Raw genomic sequence first — 21,080 nt, forward strand, 5'->3', positions numbered from 1 at the left:
GTTAAGGAGGTGAGATAATTTGCAAGCCATTACCGTAGTCGTAATAGTGAGCGCTGCAGTGGTTGCTTTTGCCATTGGGTATCTGGTTCGCAAATACCTGGTAGAGGCTAAGCTTGCTTCGGCCGAAACTGAAGCCAGGAAGATAATAGAAGAGGCAGAAAAGGCTGCAGAGGCAAAAAAACGGGAAGCTATCCTTGAGGCTAAAGAAGAGGTCTTGCGGTTACGGAATGAGATGGAGAGGGAGAACAAGGAGCGCCGGTCCGAACTGCAGCGTTTGGAGCGGCGGTTGCTGCAAAAGGAAGAAACCCTCGACCGCAAAATAGAGTCTATTGAACGCAAGGAAGAAGCTCTTAACCGCAAGGAAGCAGAGGTTGAAAGTCTAAAAGCACGTTTAAGCGAGATTTATCAACAACAGGTTAGCGAACTTGAACGGATCTCGGGGCTGACTTCAGAGGAAGCACGTCAGCAGCTACTTGCCGGCATTGAAAAGGAAGTGCAACATGAAGCCGCCCTGATGATCAAGGATGTGGAAAACAAGGCCCGGGAGGAGGCGGAAAGGCGCGCCCGGGAGATTATTTCCCTGGCCATTCAGCGGTGTGCCGCAGATCACGTCACCGAAACTACGGTGGCAGTCATTCCCCTGCCCAGCGATGAGATGAAGGGGCGCATCATTGGCCGGGAAGGGCGCAATATTCGCGCTTTTGAAACTCTAACCGGGATCGATTTAATTATCGACGACACTCCGGAAGCGGTAATCCTGTCGGGGTTTGATCCCATCCGGCGGGAAATTGCCCGTATTGCCCTGGAAAAGCTCATCGTTGACGGGCGCATCCACCCCGCTCGGATTGAAGAAATGGTGGAGAAGGCCCGCAAGGAAGTAGAAGCCCAAATTCGCGAGGCCGGGGAACAGGCTACCTTCGAAACCGGGGTGCACGGTTTGCATCCCGAGCTAATTACCCTTTTAGGACGTTTAAAATTCCGCACTAGCTACGGGCAAAACGTTCTCAAACACTCCATTGAAGTGGCCCACCTGGCCGGACTGATGGCCGCTGAGTTGGGTGTGGACGCACAAATAGCCAAACGGGCCGGTTTGTTGCACGACATCGGCAAGGCGGTGGACCACGAGGTAGAGGGTCCCCACGTATCCATTGGTGTGGAGCTGGCCAAAAAGTACCGCGAGCATCCCGAAGTGATCAACGCCATTGCTGCTCACCATGGGGATCAGGAGGCGCAGACCATTACTGCGGTGCTGGTACAGGCGGCCGATGCCATATCGGCGGCCCGGCCGGGTGCCCGGCGGGAAACCTTGGAGGCCTATATCAAGAGGCTGCAGAAGCTGGAAGAGATCGCCGGTTCCTTTGAGGGTGTGGAAAAATGCTATGCCATCCAGGCAGGGCGGGAGATCAGGATTATGGTTAAGCCGGATAAGGTAGATGACCTGGGGGCCGTCCGCCTGAGCCGGGAAATTGCCAAGAAAATTGAAAAAGAGCTGGATTACCCGGGTCAGATTAAGGTGACCATTATACGGGAAACCCGGGTGGTGGAGTACGCGAAATGACCCCGTTAAGGGGTCATTTCCCTTTTTTAGAATAATTTTTTTTGGGACTACCTCGGGAGAGAGGCAGGAACTCGCCCGATAAAACCGAATTTAAACGTATTGCTGGTATGAGGGATAAAAGGAAGGTGACTTTTTTGGTTACGGGCAGGGAAGACGTTACGGATAGTGTGGGACTGTTAATTTCCATACTGGTGCGTTACCCCGAGGTGGCTACCATTAATTTTGATCCCGACAGGCAAGTGTTGAAGTTTAATTTCATTGCTTCCCGGGTCCTTAATCGCCGGGAATTAGCCGTGGTAAAAGAAAGGCTGCTTGATAGTATAGAGGTATTCAGCATGCTGCAAGGCAAACAGACCCGGGTCAGCCTCATCGGCCATCAAATTTGCGACCACCTGACCATGATTGAGGTTCAGCGCGATGTGGAAACCCTGGTTCAGGAGGAAATAGCCCTCATCGTGCAGCTTTTGCGCCAGCTTCTAGACGATAACCTGGTTACCGAAGCCAATGACTCCCTCTTTGAAGAGGATCTGCTGATCCAGGAGGAAATTATAGAGCATATGCTTGATAGTATGCGCGTGACTGCTGAAGACAAGCATCTATTTGCCTTTCGTGAAGACGGTCGCGTACTGGTTTTTAACAAGTGACCAGGGGGAAACCTCCAGTGCGTTTGCTTTTCATCGGTGACATTGTAGGCCGCCCCGGCAGGCGGGCTTTAAAAGAGAACCTGCCCGGCTTGCAGCGGGAACTGGACATCGATTTTGTCGTGGCCAACGGTGAAAATGCCGCCGGAGGCAACGGCATTACCCGGGAAGTGGCCAGGGAACTTCTGGCCAGCGGCATTGATGTCATCACCATGGGCAATCACGTTTGGGATCACAAGGAAATCTTCGACCTTATCGAACAGGAGAAAAGGATCTTGCGCCCGGCCAATTATCCTCCCGGGGTACCGGGGGCGGGTTTTTGCGTGTATGAGACCGGGCATAACGGAAGGGTAGCCGTTTTAAACCTGGCCGGGCGGGTTTTTATGTCCGAACTGGATTGTCCCTTCCGTAAAGCAGATCAGTTGCTGGAACAGCTGGGTGGTTCCGCCAGGATAATACTGGTAGATTTTCATGCTGAAGCCACCTCGGAAAAAATGGCTATGGGTTGGTATCTGGCCGGACGGGTATCGGCAGTTTGCGGTACTCATACCCACGTCCAAACGGCCGATGAACGCATTTTACCCGGCGGTACGGCCTACATTACCGACGTGGGTATGACCGGTCCCCGGGATTCGGTTATCGGGGTTAAAAAGGAGCTGGTGCTGGGCAAGTTTCTCACCCAGTTGCCCCGCCGCTTTGAGGTAGCTTCCGGGCCCTACCAGTTCAATGCGGTGGTCATCGATATTGACGATGAAACCGGTGAGGCGCGAGAAGTGAGGAGGATACAAAATTTCGAATAATCAGAAGTTAGAAAAAAGGTTCCGAAAGGGTGCGTCATAAAAAAGGAATTTTTTTGACCTTAGCGAATATATAAATTATGAATTGCAGCAGGTGCCGGAAAAATATTTCCACAGAAGAAGGAGGTCTTTCGTGCATGGAAGTATTAAAGGTTTCAGCAAAGTCCAACCCAAATTCTGTCGCTGGAGCCCTAGCCGGAGTTCTTCGTGAGCGTGGTTGTGCGGAAATACAAGCTATCGGTGCCGGTGCCCTCAACCAGGCCGTAAAAGCTGTAGCCATTGCCCGAGGATTCGTAGCGCCCCATGGAATGGACCTGATCTGCATACCTGCCTTCACCGATATTATAATTGACGGGGAAGAAAGAACGGCCATCAAACTAATAGTGGAGCCTAGATAAAACTTGAATATAGTAAATTTTGTGCAGGCGGCCTGTTTATTCCGTTCCACGAATAAACAGGTTTTTTAGTTTAACCATGGGGGTGAATAAACGGGTGGACTGGTTATCCCTGCACCACCACAGCCTGGTGGTAGATGCCCATTGTGATGTGCTCACGGCTATGGAGATTCAAAACCGTCATTTATCGGAAGAAGGAAAAGGCGGGCATGTGGATTTAAGCCGCTTGCGCCGGGGAGGCGTCGATGTGCTATTTTTTGCCGCCTTTATTGCCCCGGCTCACCGGGAGCGGGCTGTGGCCAGGGGCATGGCCCTTATTGACCGGTTTTATAGTGAACTGGAGGCTAACGGGGAAGAATTAATGATGATTACCTGTTTTGAGGACATTGCAGCGGCCCGGGCGGCCGGTAAAATTGGTGCCCTTCTGGCCATAGAGGGTGGGGAGGCCCTGGGCGGTAGTCTCGAGGTCTTGCGCATGTTTTACCGCCTGGGAGTGAGAAGCATTACCCTGACGTGGAACGGGCGCAACGAGCTGGCCGACGGGGTGGCCGAGGAGGAAACCCGGGGTGGTTTAACCCGTTTCGGCCGGGAGGTGGTGCGGGAAATGAACCGGCTGGGGATGCTGGTGGATGTCTCCCATTTATCCGAGGCCGGTTTCTGGGATGTGCTGGAAGTATCCAGCCGGCCCGTGATTGCCTCCCACGCCAACACCAAGCATGTTTGCAATCACCGCCGCAACTTGAGCGACGACCAGATCCGTGCCCTGGCCGCCCGCGGTGGAGTAATAGGGCTGTGCTTTTGTCCCGAATTCGTCCATCCCTCGGAGCCTTCACTGGACAAACTGCTGGATCATCTGGATCACATGGTCGCCCTGGGAGGGGTGGGCTGTGTGGGAATAGGTTCCGACTTTGACGGTATTAAAAATGTCACCCCGGGACTGGAAGACGTCTCCCACCTGCCCTCCTTAACTCGGGCCCTGTGGCACCGGGGATATCGGGCCGAAGAGATTTCTGCCATCCTGGGAGGTAACTTCTTGCGGGTGCTGCACCAAGTTTTGCCCAGGCAGGAACAACCCCCGGTGGTGTCGAATGAGGTGAAATAATTGCCCTGTGACCTGCACGTACATACTACAGCTTCGGATGGTACCGACGTTCCCGTAAAGGTGGTGGAGGAGGCTCGTAGGGCAGGTCTTTCTGCCCTGGCCATCACTGATCACGATACCGTTGATGGCCTTCTCCCCGCCCTGGACGCGGGCACAAAACTTTCTTTTCCGGTTTTGCCCGGGGTGGAGTTGAGTACGGAGGAAGAGGGTCACGAAATACATATCTTAGGCTATCTTTTTCAGATTGACCATTCTGAGCTGCTGGCCCGGTTGGCCCTTTTTCGCCAGGCGCGGGTGGAACGGGTGGTGAAGATGGTGGAGCGGCTCCGTTGCCTGGGAATACCGGTGGAAGTGGAACAGGTGCTGGAGCTGGCCGGGGAAGGGGCGGTGGGGCGCCCCCATGTAGCCCGGGCGCTGGTTCAGGTGGGGGCCGTGGCTACAGTGGGGGAAGCTTTTGAGAAGTACATCGGCAAGGACCGGGTGGCCTATGTGCCCAGGTACAAGTATACCCCCCTGGAGGCGGTACGCTTGCTTCGCCGGGCGGGCGGAGTAGCGGTGCTGGCCCATCCGGGCCTGGTCCGTTGCGATCACCTCATCCCCCGGCTGGTTGCTGAAGGTTTACATGGTCTTGAAGTGTATTATCCGTCCCATTCTAAAGAAATGGTGTGGCATTACGAGAGGCTCTGCCGGCGTTACTGCCTGGTGGCCACCGGGGGCTCCGACTACCACGGTTCGGACCACCGGGAATATAACCGCCTGGGGGCGGCCACGGCACCGGATGAAGTAATATCTATATTACAGGAACTGGCCCGGCAAGGCCCGGAAACTTAAACTTGTTGTCGAACGGGGTGGGGACATGGAAGTAGCTCAGCGTATTAAAGGTTTGGAATCGGCCATTTTTAACGAGATGGAACATTATAAGAAACAGGTAGAGGCCCGGGGAGTGAAGGTGATTAATCTGGGTGTGGGCAGCCCGGATCGTCCCCCGGCCCCCCACATCATTGCCGCCCTGCACCGGGCAATTGATAATCCAGTTAACTATCGCTACCCCCTGGAAGGCCTGCCGGCCCTCCACCAGGCGTTGGCTCGCTGGTACCGGCGGCGCTTTGGGGTGGAACTGGACCCGGAGCATGAAGTGCTGGTCTTAATGGGTTCCCAGGACGGCTTAGCCCACATCGCCCTGGCTTATATAAACCCGGGGGATGTGGCCCTGGTCCCCGATCCGGGCTACCCCATTTATGCCTTCAGCATTCTCTTAGCCGGCGGGGAAATATACGCCATGCCCCTTCTGGCCGAAAACAATTTCCTGCCCGACCTGGCGTCTATCCCCGGGGAAGTGGCCCGCAGGGCCAGGTTAATGTGGCTCAACTACCCCAACAACCCCGTGGCCGTTTCGGCCAACCGTGAATTTTTTGAGCGGGTGGTCGATTTTGCCCGCCATTACGGTATTCTGGTTTGCCATGACGCGGCCTATGCCGAGCTGGCTTACGACGGCTTTAAACCCATGAGTTTTCTGGAAGTTCCCGGCGCCAAAGAGGTGGGTGTGGAGTTCTATTCCCTGTCCAAGACCTATAATATGGCCGGCTGCCGGATAGGCTTTGCCGTGGGCAACCGGCATGTGCTGGCCGCCCTGGCCCGCATCAAGTCCAACATTGACTACGGTGTATTCCGGGCGGTTCAGGAGGCGGGCATTGCGGCCTTAGAAGGTCCCCAGGATTGCGTGGAAGAGACGGCTCGCACTTACCAGGGCCGGCGAGATGTGCTGGTGGACGGACTGGCCCGTTATGGTTGGCATATACCGAAACCCAACGCCTCCATGTTTGTCTGGGCTCCCCTGCCGGCGGGATATACTTCCTCGCGGCAGTTTGCCCTGGAATTGCTGGAGCGGGCAGGGGTGCTGGTCATTCCCGGACTGGCCTTTGGAGCCATGGGGGAAGGTTATGTACGCATAGCCCTGGTACAGGAAGAGGAGTTGCTGGCCGAGGCCGTGGAACGCATTGGCAGGGCATTTTCCTTCCGGTAGCCCTTCGTCTATTGCCACCAGGGGCAGCATATACTAAAACCAGACCTGCTGCCTGGGGTGGTGGATCGATGGATGTGCTTGAAATGCAACGGCGGATCCAGGAACTGGAGGAAAAGGTGGAACAACTCCGGTTGAGCCGCCGGGTGTTGATGAATTTAATCGAGCGGATGGATAAAGAAAAATCTGCCTTCCTGGCCCAGCTGGAAAAGGAGAATAAACGGCTGCACCGGGCTAATTACCGTTACGCCCGGTCCCTTTTACGAAAAAATTTACAAATCCTTGAGCTGGAATCAAGACTTAAGGATTACCTGTCCCGTGATTCTGTTGAAGCTAGGCAGCCGGATTCTCGCGGCGGTTAAACCGGTTTCATACCGCCTTCGTTGCGCCGGCGGGATCCGGTCCACAGCAGGCCGGGGTTTACATCTTACGTGAAGCACCGGTGTAAGCGGGGATAAGCCCCGTTTAAGTTGTGTTTGAAACTAAAGGTTTAGGAGCGAAGATTATGCGTATTGCTGTAGTGGACGGGCAGGGCGGCGGTATTGGCAAGCATATCATGGAAAGGTTGCGCCGGGAATTGCCCGAGGATGTGGAAATTCTGGCCTTGGGAACCAATGCCCTGGCTACCTCGGTGATGCTCCGGGCCGGCGCCAACGAGGGGGCCACCGGCGAAAATGCGGTAATCTACAATGCACCCCGGGTGGACCTGATCGTAGGTCCGTTAAGCATTCTTTTCCCCAACGCCATGATGGGGGAGTTGACACCGGCCATGGCTATGGCCCTCGCTGCAAGCCCGGCAAAAAAAATTTTGTTGCCCCTGGTGCGGGGGGCCGTGGAGCTGGTGGGACTGCGTGCCGAACCCCTGCCCCACCTGATTGAAGAATTGGTCCAGCGCGTAAAAGAATACGTAGAAAAATTTTAACTGTGAAGAGGATTTTCTTTTAAAATAGCGAATTAGCCAACAAAGTGATTTTCCAGCCTGCAGGTGCCCCAAAGGGGAGAATAGGGAATCAGGTGAAAGTCCTGAGCGGTCTCCGCCACTGTAACCGGGAAGCAGCCCTGCAATGCCACCGCCAGGGAAGGCGTAGGGCAGGCGATGATCCGGGAGCCAGGATACCTGCCTGCGGGTGCCTTTGACCCCTTCGTGAGAAAGGAGGCATGGCGTCGTTCGGGGCTAGGGACTGGCCTGGCACAAGTTTCCCCGGTCTTTCGAAGGCTGGGGTTTTTGTTTTAAGGGGTGTGGTTATGGCTTTGGTGCTTGTTCTTGGCGGTGCCAGGAGTGGCAAGAGCAGTTTTGCCGAACAACTGGCCGCTACTTCCGGTTCAAGGGTTGTTTATGTAGCTACGGCAGCCGCCGGCGACGACGAAATGGCCCGGCGGATCGTTAATCACCGCCGGCGCCGCCCTGCCGGCTGGCTTACTGTAGAAGAAACCCACCGGCTGGAAAGGGTGATTAGGGAATACGAAAGCAAGGCAGACGTTCTTTTAATCGACTGTTTGACCATGTGGGTGACCAATCTCTTACTGAACGATAGTCTGCCTGCCTACGGCAGTACGGCGGAAGACAAAGAAAGTTTTATTCTGGAACAGGCCCGGCAATTGGGTGGGACGGCAGCAGCCTCCCCGGCCCGGATAATTATGGTAGCCAATGAGGTGGGATGGGGCCTGGTGCCGGACAATGCCCTGGGCCGTTCGTTTCGCGATGTGGCGGGGCGGGTAAACCAGCTCCTGGCCCAAGAGGCGGAGGAGGTTTACCTGGTGGTGGCCGGTTTGCCCGTGGAGATCAAATCTCTGGTGTTCAAAAGGAGGTAGCTTATATATGCTGGCCAGGACTATTATGGTACAGGGAACCGCTTCACACGTGGGCAAAAGTGTCCTGGTAGCCGCCCTTTGTCGCATCTTTTACCAGGATGGCTATCGTGTGGCCCCGTTTAAGTCCCAGAACATGGCCCTGAACTCTTTTGTAACCCGGGATGGGGGTGAAATGGGCCGGGCTCAGGTGGTGCAGGCCGAGGCTGCCGGGATAGAGCCGCATGTAGACATGAATCCCATTTTGCTCAAGCCCACGGGGCAGGCCTCCTCCCAGGTGATTGTCCTGGGCCGGCCGGTAGGAAACCTTTCCGCCCGGGAATACCACAACGGCTACGCCCAGATGGCATGGGAGGTTATCTGCCAGGCCCTGGACCGGCTGCGCCGGCGTTACGAGATCGTGGCCATTGAAGGTGCCGGAAGCCCGGCTGAGGTCAACCTTCAGGCTACGGAAATTGTGAACATGCGGGTGGCCCGGCTGGCGGAGGCGCCGGTACTGCTTGCCGCCGATATAGACAAGGGTGGCGCCCTGGCTGCAGTGGTTGGCACCCTGGAATTGCTTCCGGAAGAGGATCGCCGGCGGGTAGCGGGGATCATTATCAATAAGTTTCGCGGGGACTTAAAACTCTTCCAGCCGGCGGTGGACTTCCTGGAAGCAAAAACAGGGATACCGGTAGTGGGTGTAGTTCCCTATTTTGAAGGTTTCCGGGTGCAGGAAGAGGATACGGTTTCCGAGGAAAGCCTGCGTAGAAGCCGGACGTCTTCCAGAGGGGAAGTGGAAATTGCCGTCATTCACCTGCCCCATATTTCCAATTTTACTGATTTTGATCCCCTGGAGGACGAGCCCGATGTAAATTTGCGCTATATTGGGAAAGGAACTCCTTTAGGACATCCGGATCTGATCATTCTTCCCGGAAGCAAAAACACCATTGAGGATCTGGTTTCTTTAAAGCGGTGGGGCCTGGCGGGTGAAATATGTCGGTTGGCCCGGGAAGGAGTACCGGTAATCGGTATCTGCGGTGGCTTCCAGATGCTGGGCAAAGAGCTGGCCGATCCCTATCACACCGAGTCCAGCATTCCCAGAATAGAAGGACTGGGATTGCTGGATATCAGCACCTCCTTTGAGCCGGAAAAGGTGACCACCCAGGTGGAGGCTACCGTTACCGGCAGAGGCCCCCTTTTATCGCCGGCCCGGGGACAGAGGGTGGTAGGTTACGAGATTCACATGGGACGCACTCAACTGGGGTCCGGGGCTGTACCGGCCTTTCACATTCACCGGCGTTCCGGGGAAACGGTGGATTGCCCGGATGGGGCGCAGGACGAGCAGGGGCTGGTCTTTGGCACCTATATCCACGGCCTGTTTGATGACGATGGATTCCGCCGGCAGTTGCTCAATGCCCTGAGGTTGAGGAAGGGGCTGGCTCCCCTGGAGCAGGGAGGTACCAGCCACCTGGAGCAGCGGGAGCGGGATTATGACCGGCTGGCTGCTGTAGTGCGGGGAAGCCTGGATATGGGCAGGATTTACCAGCTCCTCGGTTTACCGGGACCCAAGGCCAAGGGCCCCATGGCCGGGGCGGTATGAAATTCTCTACAAGAATGAGTTTGGCCCCCCAGCACTCACTGTAACCGGAGTTCTTTGATAGGATGATTGCTACCTAATACAGGCTTTCAATCTCGGGCAGGTATATGGATCCGGTGAGTGCTGGGTCACCGGAGCGAGCGGGAGCCAAAACAGGGTAGTTGGAAAGTGAGGATAACTCAGACGAGAATGCACGGAAAGGGGCGGCAGGCCTGGGTGTTTGGACTTGTACCAGGTAGCAGGACATGCTCGGAGTAGTTGCTGCTTATATTCTGGATCTGCTGGTGGGAGACCCCCGCTGGCTTCCCCACCCGGTAGTAATTATGGGCAAAATCATTGCCGGGCTGGAAAAAATTCTCCGCCGGGTAGCCAGGAGTCCCCTTTCCCTGCGGATCGCCGGGGTGGTCCTGGCGTCCATGGTGGTCGGGAGCAGTTACCTGGCTGTGCACTTTTTGGTCCGCCTGGCTGCCCTGGTGCACCCCTGGTTGGCCCTGGGGCTGGAGGTCTGGCTCATTGCCACTACCTTTGCCGTCCGGGGGCTGGCCGGAGCGGCCCGGGGTGTACTGCTCTCCCTATCCCGGGGCGATCTGGATCTGGCCCGCCGGCAGGTAAGCTATATAGTCGGCAGGGATACCCACGCCATGGATGTCCGGGAAATGACCCGGGCTACGGTGGAAACGGTGGCCGAAAACATTGTCGATGGGTTTGTATCCCCTCTCTTTTATGCCCTCATTGGCGGAGCACCCCTGGCCATGGCCTACCGGGCGGTGAATACCCTTGACTCCATGGTGGGCTACCGGAACGACCTGTACCGGGATCTGGGGTGGGCCTCGGCCCGCCTGGATGATGTGGCCAATTTTTTGCCTGCCCGCTGGACCGGGCTGTTGCTCGTGGCGGCTGCCTGGCTTTCCGGGCGCCGGGCCGGGGGGGCCTGGCAGGTTATAAGAAAAGATGCCCGGCGTCATCCCAGCCCCAACAGCGGCATTCCCGAGGCAGCCATAGCCGGGGCCCTGGGGGTACGCCTCGGCGGACTGAACTATTATGGCGGGCGGGCCTCCTTTCGAGCCTATCTAAACGAATCCGGACACCCGCCGCAGGTAGACCACATCCGCCAGGCGGTGGACATGCTCTACCTTACCGCCGCCCTGGCTGTAATCAGCGGCTTGGCGGTGAAGTTAATCTTTTGCTCACTTTTATGAGGAGGTCGCACTCTTTTGAACATACCGCGCCTTTTAATAGCAGCAACCCACAGTGGTGCCGGTAAAACCACCCTAGCCACGGCTCTGATGGCCGCCTTTACCCGGGCGGGTTTTGCCGTCCAGCCTTTCAAGGTGGGCCCGGATTACATTGATCCCGGCTACCACACCGCCGCTACGGGACGGACTTCCCGCAACCTGGATACCTTTTTTTTGGGGGCGGCCGGAGTGCGGGAGGTGTTTACCCGCGCCGCTTCGGGGGCGGACCTCTGTATAATCGAAGGGGTCATGGGGCTTTACGACGGGAAAGGGGCTACGGAGCGGGGCAGTTCGGCGGAGGTGGCTAAAGCCCTCGAGGCTCCGGTTTTGCTGGTGGTGGATGCCCGGTCCATGTCCCGCAGTGCGGCCGCCCTGGTCCTGGGCTACCGCCTTTTTGATCCCCGGGTGCGGTTGGCCGGGGTGCTGCTCAACCGGGTGGGCAGTACCCGGCACTACGCCACGCTTAAGGAGGCCATTGAAAAACAGGCAGGTGTTCCCGTGCTGGGCTGGGTTGGCCGCCGGGCGGAAATATTCCTTCCTCACCGGCACCTGGGCCTTTTGCCGGCGGTGGAAAAGGACGCCCTGGTCGAACATTTGGAACGGCTGGTGGCGGTCCTGGAGGGAGGGGTGGATCTCTTCCGCCTGCTGGAGGCAGCACGGCAGGCGCCGCCGCTGCCCGAAACTCCGCGGGAGATTTTTCCTGCCGCACCCCTGACCCCGCGGGTGCGCCTGGGGGTAGTAAGGGACGCCGCCTTTAACTTTTACTACCAGGACGGGCTGGAGCTCCTGGCCGCTCTAGGAGCGGAAATCGTTTTTGTCAGCGCCCTTGCCGATCCGGCTTTGCCACCGGAGCTGGACGGCCTGTACATTGGCGGCGGCTTTCCGGAAATGTTTTTAGAAAAGCTGGCGGCCAACAAAGGGTTCCTGGAAAGTTTGAGTCGGGCTTTTCACCTGGGTATGCCCGTCTATGCCGAATGCGGCGGGATGATGTATCTTTGCCGGGTCATTTGCGATTTTGAAGGCCGGGAATATCCCATGGCCGGCTTGCTGCCGGGAGTATGCCGCATGCATTCCCGGCGGGTGGCCCTGGGATACTGTGAAGCCCGTGTACTGGCCGATAATATCCTGGCTCCGGCGGGAACAAGGCTGGTGGGCCACGAATTTCACTATTCTTACATAGAGGGCATGCCCCGGGATTTCCCCCGAGCTTATGCGCTTTACCGGGAAGGGGATCGGGAGGGGGTGCTGGATGGCTATGTCCATGGCAACCTGCTGGCCTCCTACTTGCACCTGCACTTTGTCTCCTGCCCGGAAGTCGCCCGGCGGTTTATTGACCGTTGCGAAGATTATAAAAGGCAAAGGGTGATGGGATGCTGAAAACCCTGGCCATGGCCCTGCAATTTTTAACCAGGTTTTATGTCTACCGGGGTGATTTTGATGAGCGTGCCTACGGGCGGGCCCCCGTGTTTTTCCCCCTGGTAGGCCTTTTCCTGGGCGCAGCCTGGATGGCCCTTTATTTTGCTCTTTCCCCCTTCTTCCCGCCGGCAGTCACCGCCGCCCTTCTGGTGCTGGGCATGGTTGCATTCAGCGGGGGGTTGCACCTGGACGGGTTTATGGATACCATGGACGGGATCTTCAGCGGGCGGTCCAGGGAAAAAATGCTGGAAATTATGCGGGACAGCCGGGTGGGAGCCTTCGGTGTGCTCGGGCTGACCTGTTTATTGCTGCTCAAGTTTGCGCTGCTTTTCGGCATACCCCGGGAAGTTTTGCCCCGCTTGCTGTTAATAGTCCCGGCCATTAGCCGCTGGGGGATGGTTTATGCCATTGCCCGCTTTCCCTATGTCCGGCAGCAGGGCCTTGGCCTTTTGCAGGTCCGCTATACCCGGGGGCGGGAGCTGGTCCTGGCCTCCCTTTTTGTCCTGATAGCAGCCGTAATGGGGGGACCGGTGGGTCTGGTTCTACTGTTTGTTTCCCTTATACTGGTGCACGGGCTTGGCCGTTATCTCACCGGCCGGCTGGGCGGCCTAACCGGGGATACCTACGGGGCCATTAATGAAATTCTGGAAGTTTTTTTACTGTTGGCGGCACATCCTTTAAGCAGTTACCTTCCAATAACTTTTCGGTAACGGGGGTGCAAACGATGAGCCTTGATGATAAAATAGAAAAGGACTACCAGTCCGTTCCCCCCCATGGTGGCAACCTGGTACGGGCGGCCATGGAATACGGGCTTGCGCCGCAAGATTTTTTGGATTTCAGCGCCAATATCAATCCTCTGGGCCCCAGCCCGTTGGTTATGGAAGCCCTGAGGGCCAATCTGTGGCAGATATGCCATTACCCGGATCCGGATTGCCGGGAGTTAAAGAGTGCTCTGGCGGAGCACCTTGGGATTGAAACCCCTTGCCTTCTGGTGGGAAACGGAGCCAGTGAGTTAATTTACCTGCTAGCCCGGGTTTTCTCCTTCCGCCGGGTGCTCATTCCCGCCCCTACCTTTAGCGAATATGGCCTGGCCGTAAGGGCTGCCGGGGGGAAAGTCAATTATTTTTTTCTGAATCCCTCCCCGGGTTTTCCTTTTCCTCTGGAGGAAGTTTTAAGGCAACTGCCGGAGGTGGATGCTCTTTTTTTATGCAACCCCAATAACCCTACCGGAAGGCTTGTTCCCCGCCAGGAACTGGAGGCTTTGCTGGAAGCGGCTGCGGCATACAGGGCCATGGTGATTGTTGACGAAGCCTTTATGGACTTTGTGGCCGATCCCCAAAGCCATACTTTGCTTTCCCTGGCAGGCCGGCACCCCCGTTTAATCCTGCTTTATTCTTTGACCAAGATTTTAGCCATTCCCGGCTTGCGCCTGGGGGTGCTGGCGGCACGGCCCGAGGTCGTTAAAGCCCTGGACCGGGCAAGGGACCCCTGGAGCGTGAATGCCCTGGCCCAGGTGGCCGGAGTGGTCGGATTGCAGGACAGGGAATACATTGAAGCTACCCGGGATCTGGTGGCCCGGGAGCGGGAATTCCTGTTCCGGGAGTTCTCTTCTTTGCCCGGCTTGCGTCCTTTCCCCGGAGCGGCCAACTTCTTGCTGGTGGATATAACTGGCACTCGCTTTGCGGCGGGGGAACTGGTCCGGCTGCTGGGACACCGGGGCATCCTGGTGCGTAACTGTGCCAATTTCCCCGGCCTGTCGGAGGGATACATTCGAGTCGCCGTAAAAAGACGGGAGGAAAACTTGCGCCTTCTGGAAGCACTGCGCGAGGTGCTTTAGGAGAGAAAATATCATGAGCTGCCGCATTTACCTGGTCAGGCACGGCGAAACAATCTGGAACGCAGAGTTAAGATTTCAAGGCCATAGCGATACCGCTCTTTCCCCGCGGGGGCTGGAGCAGGCCCGGGCGCTGGCCCGGCGTTTGCGCGGGGAAAATTTCAGTGCCTTTTACGCCAGTGACCTGCAACGCGCCTTGAACACGGCCCGCATTCTGGCGGAACCTCACGGCTTGCCCGTAGTCCCCTTGAAGGCTCTGCGGGAAATTAACTTCGGCGCCTGGGAAGGACTTACGGTGGCGGAAATTAAGAACCGCTATCCCCGGGAGTTGCAACAGTGGTGGCACGACCCCTTGCACACGCGCGTTCCCGGGGGGAAACCCTGGCGGAGGTGGTAGAGAGGGTTACTCTGGCGGTGCGGGAGATAGTGGAAAAACATCCCACCGGCCAGGTAGTGGTTGTTTGCCATGGGGGTTGTGTTCGGACGCTGGTGGGGGCGGTTTTAGGAATGGATTTAAATCAATACTGGCGTCTGGGAGTCAATAATGCATGCCTGTCTATCCTGGAATTTCCTACCTGGGAGAAGGGAATTTTAACCCTGTTTAACGATTGCAGTCATCTGGAAAAGAGAGGGGGTTAAATTGACTCCTGCTAAAACTTCCTTTTCCCGGCGCCTGGGCGTTCTCTTCCTGATAGCGCTGCTGGCTTTTAGTTGCCTGATCGCACGCCTTTTTTTCGTTCAGGTGTTATGGGGAGGACAATTGCGTCAGGAGGCAACTAAAATTCGTACAAGGGACATTATCCTGCAACCCAACCGGGGAAACATCTACGACCGCCAGCATAATCCCCTGGTCACCAGTATTCCCTCTTATTCCATTTATACCCACCCCGATCAGATAAAGGATCCCGGAAGTGTCGCGGATAAGGTTACGGCTATTTTGGGTATCCGGCGTGAAGAAATATATGAAAAACTGGCCGCCCGGGGGCCCTTTGTCTGGCTGCAGCACGGTGTGGAATTCGACCGGGCCAAAAAGCTGCAGGGAATCAGCGGCCTTGGCTTTATCGAATCCAGTACCCGTTTTTACAAACAGGGTAACCTCGCTGCGGCCCTGCTGGGCTTTGTGGGGGATGATAACCAGGGACTTAATGGCCTGGAGAAAAGTTATGACAGGGAATTGCGGGGATCGCCGGGAAAAATGGTGCTGGAGATTGACGCCCAGGGTCGTCAGATTCCCCAGAGTGCGGTGTTAGTGAAGCGTTCGGAAGCGGGAAACAACCTGGTGCTCACTCTGGACCAGACCATCCAGTACTATGTGGAGCGGGAGCTGGACAGGATTGTTTCTGCTTACCAGCCGAAATGGGCGGTCATTCTGGTCATGGATCCCAAAACGGGCGAGATTCTGGCTATGGGCAACCGGCCCACCTTTGACCCCTCCCGGTGGCGGAAGTTTCCCCGGGAAGTTTGGGAAAAAAATCCGGTCACCCTCTATACCTATGAACCCGGTTCGACCTTCAAGATGATTACCGCGGCGGCAGCCCTGGAGGAGGGGGTGGTGCGGCCTACGGATTGGTTTAATGATCCGGGTTATGCTGTAGTTAATGGGCGGCGCATTTACTGTTGGGATCGCAAGGGACACGGGTTGCAATCTTTTGCTCAGGCCGTGGGAAACTCCTGCAACCCGGTTTTCATCCAGGTAGGGTTAAAACTGGGCAAGGAGAGGTTTTTTAAATACGTCCGGGGCTTTGGTTTTGGTACCCCCACGAACATTGATTTGCCCGGTGAAGAATCGGGAGTAGTATTGCCTGAAGAAAGGGCTTCGGAGCTGGATATAGCTACCATGGCCATCGGCCAATCCATCGCGGTCACGCCAATCCAGCTTTTAACTGCCGTTTCGGCCATAGCCAACGGGGGTTACCTCATGCAGCCCCATGTGGTCAGGGCCGTGGAGGATGCTTCGGGAAAAACCATCCGGGAAATAACTCCCCGGGTAATCCGGCAGGTTATCTCCACGGAAACCGCCCGGCAACTATCCGGGTTATTAGAAAAGGTGGTTCTGGAAGGAACAGGCAAGCGGGCTCTGGTGGAAGGCTACAGAGTAGCGGGGAAGACAGGTACCGCCCAGGTACCCGGCCCGGGCGGTTATGTAGAAGGGAAGTATGTGGCCTCCTTTGCCGGTTTCGCCCCTGCCGATAATCCCCGGATTGCCGTCCTGGTGGTGGTCGGCGAACCCCGGGGGCAGGAATATCATGGGGGTGAGGTGGCTGCCCCGGCCTTTGGTGCAGTTGTAAGGGACACTTTGCGTTACCTTGGGGTCCCCGAAGATCCCAGCCGGGAGAGCCAGGATGTTCCCCCGGAGCAGGATGAGCTGGTTGTCGTGCCCAATGTGGTCGGCTTTCCGGTGCGTGAAGCACTATGGCTGCTGCAGGAACGGGGGTTGCGGTCCTGGTCTCCCGGAAAAACGGGCCTGGTGACCGGCCAGGAGCCGCCGGCGGGCAAACGCGTTCCCCCGGGTACTACGGTGAGTTTACAAATTGTTACCGGCAAGGCTCCGGAACAGCTGGTTGTTCCCGATCTGTCCGGGCTTACGGTAAAAAAGGCGGGCTCAATCCTGGAGGAGTTGGGTTTAAAATTCAAAGCTTCGGGGAGCGGTGTGGCCGTCCGGCAACGTCCTGAGGCGGGCAGCCGCGTGGCTCCGGGAACCACGGTTTTCGTGGAATTCGCTCCTCCCTAGGTATTTTCCTAAAATAGACAGCCTAAAGCTTTCAGTTATAACATAACAGGCACCCATGACGTTTTCAGCGTCACCAGGAGAGGATTGAAAATCGCAGCTGTTTTGCACGTAAGCGAGCGACATTGACCCGGCACTCACTGCAACCAGAGTTCTCTGATGGGATTAGTGCTGACTATATACTGTTTAAATGCCTGCGCAGGTACCCAGCACTCACCGTAACCGGGTTCTCTGATAGTAATACTGCTAACCATATGTGGCTTTAGTTACTGCGCAGATACCTGGAACCGGTGAGTGCTGGGTGAGTGCTGGGGAACGGAGCGAGCGCGTGCAAAAGGCAGGCAATTACTATTTTCAGGGTATAGATATCTCGGAGGGATAGCGCTATGAACTGGGGAGATCGGGTAGTTGCCGTGCGGCAAAAGGTGCTCAAGGAGCGCCCACTAATACACCACATTACCAATTTGGTTGTGACCAATCTGACCGCCAATGTTACCCTGGCTGTTGGGGCATCACCGGTGATGGCTTATGCCCGGGAAGAAGTGGCTGATATGGCGCGCTTAGCCCGGTCCGTGGTGTTAAATATGGGGACGCTTACGGCAGCCGAAGTGGAGGCAATGCTGCAGGCGGGCCGGGCGGCCAATGCGGCAGGTATTCCTGTTATCTTCGATCCTGTCGGGGCAGGAGCTACACCTTTTCGCACGGCGACTGCGCAGATGATTATCAGGGAATTGCGTATCGACATTTTACGCGGCAACGCTTCGGAGATCGCTGCCGTCAGTGGTTTCGGCGGGCAGACTAAAGGTGTGGATGCCGGTCAAATTTCCGTGCCCGCCAGCCAAATGGCCAGGCAGGTGGCGCGGGATTCAGGTACCGTGGTTGTGGTAACGGGAGCCACCGATTACATCAGCGACGGGGAGCGATTGATTGCGGTGGAAAACGGTCATACCATGCTCACTGCAGTGACGGGTACGGGTTGCTCCGCCACCAGTGTCATTGCCGCTTTCCGGGCGGTGGAAGCTGACGGCGTAACCGCCGGTGCGGCAGCCCTCGCCTATTATGGCCTGGCCGCCGAGCATGCCGCTGCCACCAGCCGCGGACCGGCGAGCTTTCAGATGGCCCTTTTGGACACCCTGTATAATTTGGAAGGGGAAGAACTGGCCCGGGGTGTCAAAATACGGGAACTCTAACTGTTCTAATCGATTGTCGCCAATAAGACAAAAAAATAGTCGCCGGGGCGACAGAAAATTATGCCGGTTTATGTCAAAATACAAAGTGCACGCATGAAAAACCATATACCTCCTTCTTCCCGTTTCCCACTTCTAACCAGTGGGAAAATTTTTTTCAGGGGATGCTCCGCTGGTATACCCGGTAACGTCTAACAGGGTGCGGGGTTACCCTTTGCACCATTTTTAGCACCACCGAGTTGCCCTCGTGGATCTGGGATATTTCTATCTGGCTGCCGGGTGGCAGGGCGGCGTGACAGGTTTCCAGGAGCAGGGCATCTATTCCCCGCTGCCGGAATTCAGGGACCACGGCCATAAGGGCCAGCCTGAAAGCGGGTTTTCCTTCCGGTTCCCCCGGTTGGGGGATGCAAAAGCAAATTCCCGCCGGTTGGTGGTCTACCCGGGCCAGCAGAAGCAGGCGGGGGTCCGCCACCCTTTGGTAGTGAGTTAAAATGGCCAGGACCTCAGGAAGGGTGAGGGGAATGTAGCCCCAGTTCCGTTTCATGGAGCGGTTCAGAATATAGTGCACCGCTTCCACCTGCCGGTGGAAGGACAAACAGGAGTTTAAGGGCTGTACCACGGTTCCCTGGTAACGCCTGGCCCTGCGGGCTGCCCGTTTTATTACTTCCGGTAACGTGTCTTCAGCCGACCATTGGTAGGCCAGCAGATCTGCTAGTTTTTTGCATCCACAGCTTTCGAAAAGTTCTTTATAATAGGGGGGGTTGTAGGGAAGCATGAAGGTCGGGGGTGCGGAAAAGCCATCAATTAAAACTCCCACGCGCTGGTTGGTGTTTGCCATTGCGGGACCGGTCATTTTCCAACACTTTTGCTCCCGGAGCCATTTCCCCGCTTCTTCCATGAGAGCCCGGGTTACTTGCTCATCCCGGGCTGCTTCAAAAGCACCAAAAAATCCCGTATTCGCATCCCGGCAGAAATCATCCACTGCGCAGGCTATACGTCCCACGGGTTTGCCGTTTTGCAGAGCTAAAAAAAGAGCCAGCTGTACATGCCGTAGTGCCGGGTTGGCACCGGGGTCTAACAAAAGAGCCGTTTCCCGCCGGTTGGCAAGTGCTGCCTGGCTATTCCGGCCGTAAATATATTCCGCCAACTCCAGGAACGAAAAAAACTGCGTCCTGTTTTGGACGCGAACTACTCTTAATGACACTTGTAATTCCCGCCCTTTTTTCTTTAGAATATGCGGGGGCGGGGAAAGAGGAGAAGGAAATTCCGTAAAAAAGGGGAATCCAGGTAATAGCATATAGTATGGAATGAGGTGTAATCAGTGTCCTTCCGTAATTTGCCCGGCCCTGCAAAGCTTGCTCTGGCCATTATGGCCTGGGCGCTGATTTTGTGGGTTTTTACCCTCGGTTATCCTGCTTTTGCGCCGGTAGCCCGGTTTATTTTTGGAGCACTGGTTTTACCCTGCGCTTTGGCGGAATGGTTAAAGATGAAAGGAGTGGTGACCGGCAGGGCAGTAAGTGTCCTGCGTATGGTGCTTATTGCTTTTGCCGTGCTCCTCTGGCTGATTAACACTAGAACTTGATTAAATTTCCGGCCACAAGGCCCAGCCCGAAGGCAACGACGCTGCTGGCTAAGACCCAGAGCAGTTCCTTTTTCACTCGCTTCACGAGATGTTCAATGGATTCCCCCTGGGATGTTTCAACGCTACCGGGTTTGTTTTTTTCTTTAGTCATCTTGCTACCTCCGCTTTCCTTCTTGTTTTAGCCCTTTTTCTATCCTCAGGGACGCCTTTGCTGAAACATTTACTCGCAAGGATACTTTAAGGCCAGCGCACAGGTATGGTTACCTTGTTTTCAATGCTGCCGTCCTTGGCGCTGATGGAGAAAACTTCCAGGGTGCCCTTTCCGTCCTGCGGGGGGGTAAAGTTGAGTCGCATTTCAAAGTCTCCCCGTTCGGGGGCAGCCTTGGTGGCGGTGGCATATGCGCTGACCAAAACCTTGCCCTGGCTGTCCAGTAGCCTGGCGTTGACCGTTCCTTCGTAAACTCTGGCGCTGCCCTTGACCAGTAGCGGTACACCAACTACCTGATCCGGTGTGGGGTGGGTGACCCAAATGGCCGGTTCATAAACCCTGGACAAATCCCTGCGGAAAGGTTGATCATATAAACCCACGTGGCCCCACCAGTCCCGGGTGCGCTCATCCACCTTGCCTTCCACCTGGAACGATACCTGGCGGATTTCCGGGAACTCAGTTAAAGTGTTGACCACGCTTTGGATGCCCAGGGCTTCCCCTTCGGCACCTGCACTGGGGTGTTCCAGTACCTCCCTGGAGAAATTGACTGTGGCCAGACCGTCCTTTACCGTTACCCCCAGGACCTTGGTGTTAGGGGGTAAAATACGTATGGCTCCCGGGGTAGATGGCTCAGCCGAAATTAATTCCTGTACTGCTTTCAAAGCCGGATCCTTCGCCGGGGGAACCTTGTGGACTTCCCGTACCAAATAGCTTTCCTGGCCCGTAGATTTTACATAATACACAGCCAGAAGTAGGGACTGGGGCGGGGTGGGGGCCGGCAAATCATTTGCTGGAGCTTGCTGCCTGGACCAGGTACAGCTGGATGCAAACAGCAATAAAATGAAAAAGCTTAAAACCAGGATCGGGACTTTCCCCATGGATTTCCTGATTACTTGCACCTGTCATACCCCACTTCCTGTCATTGCTTGCTGCCTTTATCTAAGTATACCACTGAAACTCGTGCTTTGTCACCCGCAATCCTGCCCGGC

Annotated in this window: 21 protein-coding genes, 1 pseudogene and 1 riboswitch; of the genes and pseudogenes, 19 read left to right on the top strand and 3 right to left on the bottom strand. The window is 56.2% G+C overall.

Annotated elements, in window-relative coordinates; translation table 11 throughout:
* The first annotated feature begins 19 nt into the window (after positions 1 to 19).
* The 18 genes and pseudogenes from rny (at position 20) to thiM (ending at position 18,304) form a co-directional block, all read left to right on the top strand.
* The gene (gene rny, locus BUA65_RS01740; RefSeq protein WP_072867042.1) at positions 20 to 1,558 is read left to right on the top strand and encodes a ribonuclease Y; all 1,539 of its coding nucleotides are present in this window, start codon (positions 20 to 22) and stop codon (positions 1,556 to 1,558) included.
* Between the two features lie 125 nt (positions 1,559 to 1,683).
* Entirely contained in the window at positions 1,684 to 2,202 is a 519-nt protein-coding gene (locus BUA65_RS01745) for a hypothetical protein (RefSeq protein ID WP_439328928.1), read from the top strand.
* 17 nt (positions 2,203 to 2,219) lie between these two features.
* Positions 2,220 to 2,999, top strand: a complete 780-nt coding sequence (locus BUA65_RS01750) for a TIGR00282 family metallophosphoesterase (RefSeq protein WP_072867044.1) — start codon at positions 2,220 to 2,222, stop codon at positions 2,997 to 2,999.
* 134 nt (positions 3,000 to 3,133) lie between these two features.
* Positions 3,134 to 3,394 (top strand): stage V sporulation protein S, encoded by a 261-nt coding sequence (locus tag BUA65_RS01755; RefSeq protein ID WP_013823423.1) that lies wholly within the window; start codon positions 3,134 to 3,136, stop codon positions 3,392 to 3,394.
* 94 nt (positions 3,395 to 3,488) lie between these two features.
* Entirely contained in the window at positions 3,489 to 4,493 is a 1,005-nt protein-coding gene (locus BUA65_RS01760) for a dipeptidase (RefSeq protein ID WP_084061969.1), read from the top strand.
* On the top strand, positions 4,494 to 5,324 hold the full coding sequence (locus BUA65_RS01765) for a PHP domain-containing protein (RefSeq protein ID WP_072867046.1): 831 nt from the start codon (positions 4,494 to 4,496) through the stop codon (positions 5,322 to 5,324).
* Between the two features lie 25 nt (positions 5,325 to 5,349).
* Complete coding sequence (locus BUA65_RS01770) at positions 5,350 to 6,516, top strand: LL-diaminopimelate aminotransferase (RefSeq protein WP_072867047.1); 1,167 nt, start codon at positions 5,350 to 5,352, stop codon at positions 6,514 to 6,516.
* Between the two features lie 68 nt (positions 6,517 to 6,584).
* Entirely contained in the window at positions 6,585 to 6,875 is a 291-nt protein-coding gene (locus BUA65_RS01775; protein WP_072867048.1) for a translation initiation factor 2, read from the top strand.
* Between the two features lie 143 nt (positions 6,876 to 7,018).
* Complete coding sequence (locus tag BUA65_RS01780; protein WP_072867049.1) at positions 7,019 to 7,435, top strand: DUF3842 family protein; 417 nt, start codon at positions 7,019 to 7,021, stop codon at positions 7,433 to 7,435.
* Between the two features lie 44 nt (positions 7,436 to 7,479).
* A riboswitch (cobalamin riboswitch) is annotated at positions 7,480 to 7,652 on the top strand.
* 106 nt (positions 7,653 to 7,758) lie between these two features.
* Positions 7,759 to 8,325: a bifunctional adenosylcobinamide kinase/adenosylcobinamide-phosphate guanylyltransferase gene (gene cobU, locus BUA65_RS01785; protein ID WP_072867050.1), complete on the top strand. Its 567-nt coding sequence runs from the start codon at positions 7,759 to 7,761 to the stop codon at positions 8,323 to 8,325.
* Between the two features lie 7 nt (positions 8,326 to 8,332).
* Positions 8,333 to 9,904, top strand: coding sequence for a cobyric acid synthase (locus BUA65_RS01790; RefSeq protein ID WP_072867051.1), 1,572 nt, complete (start codon positions 8,333 to 8,335; stop codon positions 9,902 to 9,904).
* 242 nt (positions 9,905 to 10,146) lie between these two features.
* Positions 10,147 to 11,100, top strand: coding sequence for an adenosylcobinamide-phosphate synthase CbiB (gene cbiB / locus BUA65_RS01795; protein WP_072867052.1), 954 nt, complete (start codon positions 10,147 to 10,149; stop codon positions 11,098 to 11,100).
* 15 nt (positions 11,101 to 11,115) lie between these two features.
* Positions 11,116 to 12,513: a cobyrinic acid a,c-diamide synthase CobB gene (locus BUA65_RS01800; protein ID WP_072867053.1), complete on the top strand. Its 1,398-nt coding sequence runs from the start codon at positions 11,116 to 11,118 to the stop codon at positions 12,511 to 12,513.
* Positions 12,507 to 13,262, top strand: coding sequence for an adenosylcobinamide-GDP ribazoletransferase (gene cobS, locus BUA65_RS01805; RefSeq protein WP_072867054.1), 756 nt, complete (start codon positions 12,507 to 12,509; stop codon positions 13,260 to 13,262). The genes BUA65_RS01800 and cobS overlap by 7 nt, the downstream gene beginning before the upstream one ends.
* A 14-nt stretch (positions 13,263 to 13,276) precedes the next feature.
* Positions 13,277 to 14,389 (top strand): threonine-phosphate decarboxylase CobD, encoded by a 1,113-nt coding sequence (gene cobD, locus BUA65_RS01810; RefSeq protein WP_072867055.1) that lies wholly within the window; start codon positions 13,277 to 13,279, stop codon positions 14,387 to 14,389.
* A 13-nt stretch (positions 14,390 to 14,402) separates the two neighbouring features.
* Positions 14,403 to 15,025, top strand: a pseudogene (cobC, locus tag BUA65_RS01815) (alpha-ribazole phosphatase).
* Between the two features lies 1 nt (position 15,026).
* Positions 15,027 to 17,117, top strand: a complete 2,091-nt coding sequence (locus BUA65_RS01820; protein ID WP_072867056.1) for a penicillin-binding transpeptidase domain-containing protein — start codon at positions 15,027 to 15,029, stop codon at positions 17,115 to 17,117.
* Positions 17,118 to 17,500: 383 nt separating this feature from the next.
* Complete coding sequence (gene thiM, locus BUA65_RS01825) at positions 17,501 to 18,304, top strand: hydroxyethylthiazole kinase (protein ID WP_072867057.1); 804 nt, start codon at positions 17,501 to 17,503, stop codon at positions 18,302 to 18,304.
* 154 nt (positions 18,305 to 18,458) lie between these two features.
* Here thiM and BUA65_RS01830 read toward each other — a convergent pair whose 3' ends face one another.
* Complete coding sequence (locus BUA65_RS01830; RefSeq protein WP_072867058.1) at positions 18,459 to 19,505, bottom strand: GNAT family N-acetyltransferase; 1,047 nt, start codon at positions 19,503 to 19,505, stop codon at positions 18,459 to 18,461.
* A 117-nt stretch (positions 19,506 to 19,622) separates the two neighbouring features.
* On the opposite strand from BUA65_RS01830, the gene BUA65_RS01835 reads away from it, so the two are divergent.
* A complete protein-coding gene (locus BUA65_RS01835; RefSeq protein ID WP_072867059.1) occupies positions 19,623 to 19,883 on the top strand; it encodes a hypothetical protein in 261 nt (86 codons plus the stop codon).
* Here the strand turns inward: BUA65_RS01835 and BUA65_RS18125 are convergent.
* Positions 19,873 to 20,034: a hypothetical protein gene (locus tag BUA65_RS18125; RefSeq protein ID WP_165613172.1), complete on the bottom strand. Its 162-nt coding sequence runs from the start codon at positions 20,032 to 20,034 to the stop codon at positions 19,873 to 19,875. The two genes, BUA65_RS01835 and BUA65_RS18125, sit on opposite strands and share 11 nt — an antisense overlap.
* 86 nt (positions 20,035 to 20,120) lie before the next feature.
* On the bottom strand, positions 20,121 to 20,969 hold the full coding sequence (locus BUA65_RS01840; protein ID WP_072867091.1) for a Gmad2 immunoglobulin-like domain-containing protein: 849 nt from the start codon (positions 20,967 to 20,969) through the stop codon (positions 20,121 to 20,123).
* Positions 20,970 to 21,080: the final 111 nt, after the last annotated feature.

This window comes from Desulfofundulus thermosubterraneus DSM 16057, from assembly GCF_900142025.1.
Taxonomy (GTDB): Bacteria; Bacillota; Desulfotomaculia; order Desulfotomaculales; family Desulfovirgulaceae; genus Desulfofundulus; species Desulfofundulus thermosubterraneus.

Bases quoted from the DNA above. Each gene is read 5' to 3' on its own strand.
- BUA65_RS01755 (WP_013823423.1), top strand. From the start codon at position 3,134: ATGGAAGTATTAAAGGTTTCAGCAAAGTCCAACCCAAATTCTGTCGCT.
- BUA65_RS01770 (WP_072867047.1), top strand. From the start codon at position 5,350: ATGGAAGTAGCTCAGCGTATTAAAGGTTTGGAATCGGCCATTTTTAAC.
- BUA65_RS01775 (WP_072867048.1), top strand. From the start codon at position 6,585: ATGGATGTGCTTGAAATGCAACGGCGGATCCAGGAACTGGAGGAAAAG.
- BUA65_RS01780 (WP_072867049.1), top strand. From the start codon at position 7,019: ATGCGTATTGCTGTAGTGGACGGGCAGGGCGGCGGTATTGGCAAGCAT.
- cobU (WP_072867050.1), top strand. From the start codon at position 7,759: ATGGCTTTGGTGCTTGTTCTTGGCGGTGCCAGGAGTGGCAAGAGCAGT.
- BUA65_RS01790 (WP_072867051.1), top strand. From the start codon at position 8,333: ATGCTGGCCAGGACTATTATGGTACAGGGAACCGCTTCACACGTGGGC.
- cbiB (WP_072867052.1), top strand. From the start codon at position 10,147: ATGCTCGGAGTAGTTGCTGCTTATATTCTGGATCTGCTGGTGGGAGAC.
- cobS (WP_072867054.1), top strand. From the start codon at position 12,507: ATGCTGAAAACCCTGGCCATGGCCCTGCAATTTTTAACCAGGTTTTAT.
- cobD (WP_072867055.1), top strand. From the start codon at position 13,277: ATGAGCCTTGATGATAAAATAGAAAAGGACTACCAGTCCGTTCCCCCC.
- thiM (WP_072867057.1), top strand. From the start codon at position 17,501: ATGAACTGGGGAGATCGGGTAGTTGCCGTGCGGCAAAAGGTGCTCAAG.
- BUA65_RS18125 (WP_165613172.1), bottom strand. From the start codon at position 20,034: ATGACTAAAGAAAAAAACAAACCCGGTAGCGTTGAAACATCCCAGGGG.
- BUA65_RS01840 (WP_072867091.1), bottom strand. From the start codon at position 20,969: ATGGGGAAAGTCCCGATCCTGGTTTTAAGCTTTTTCATTTTATTGCTG.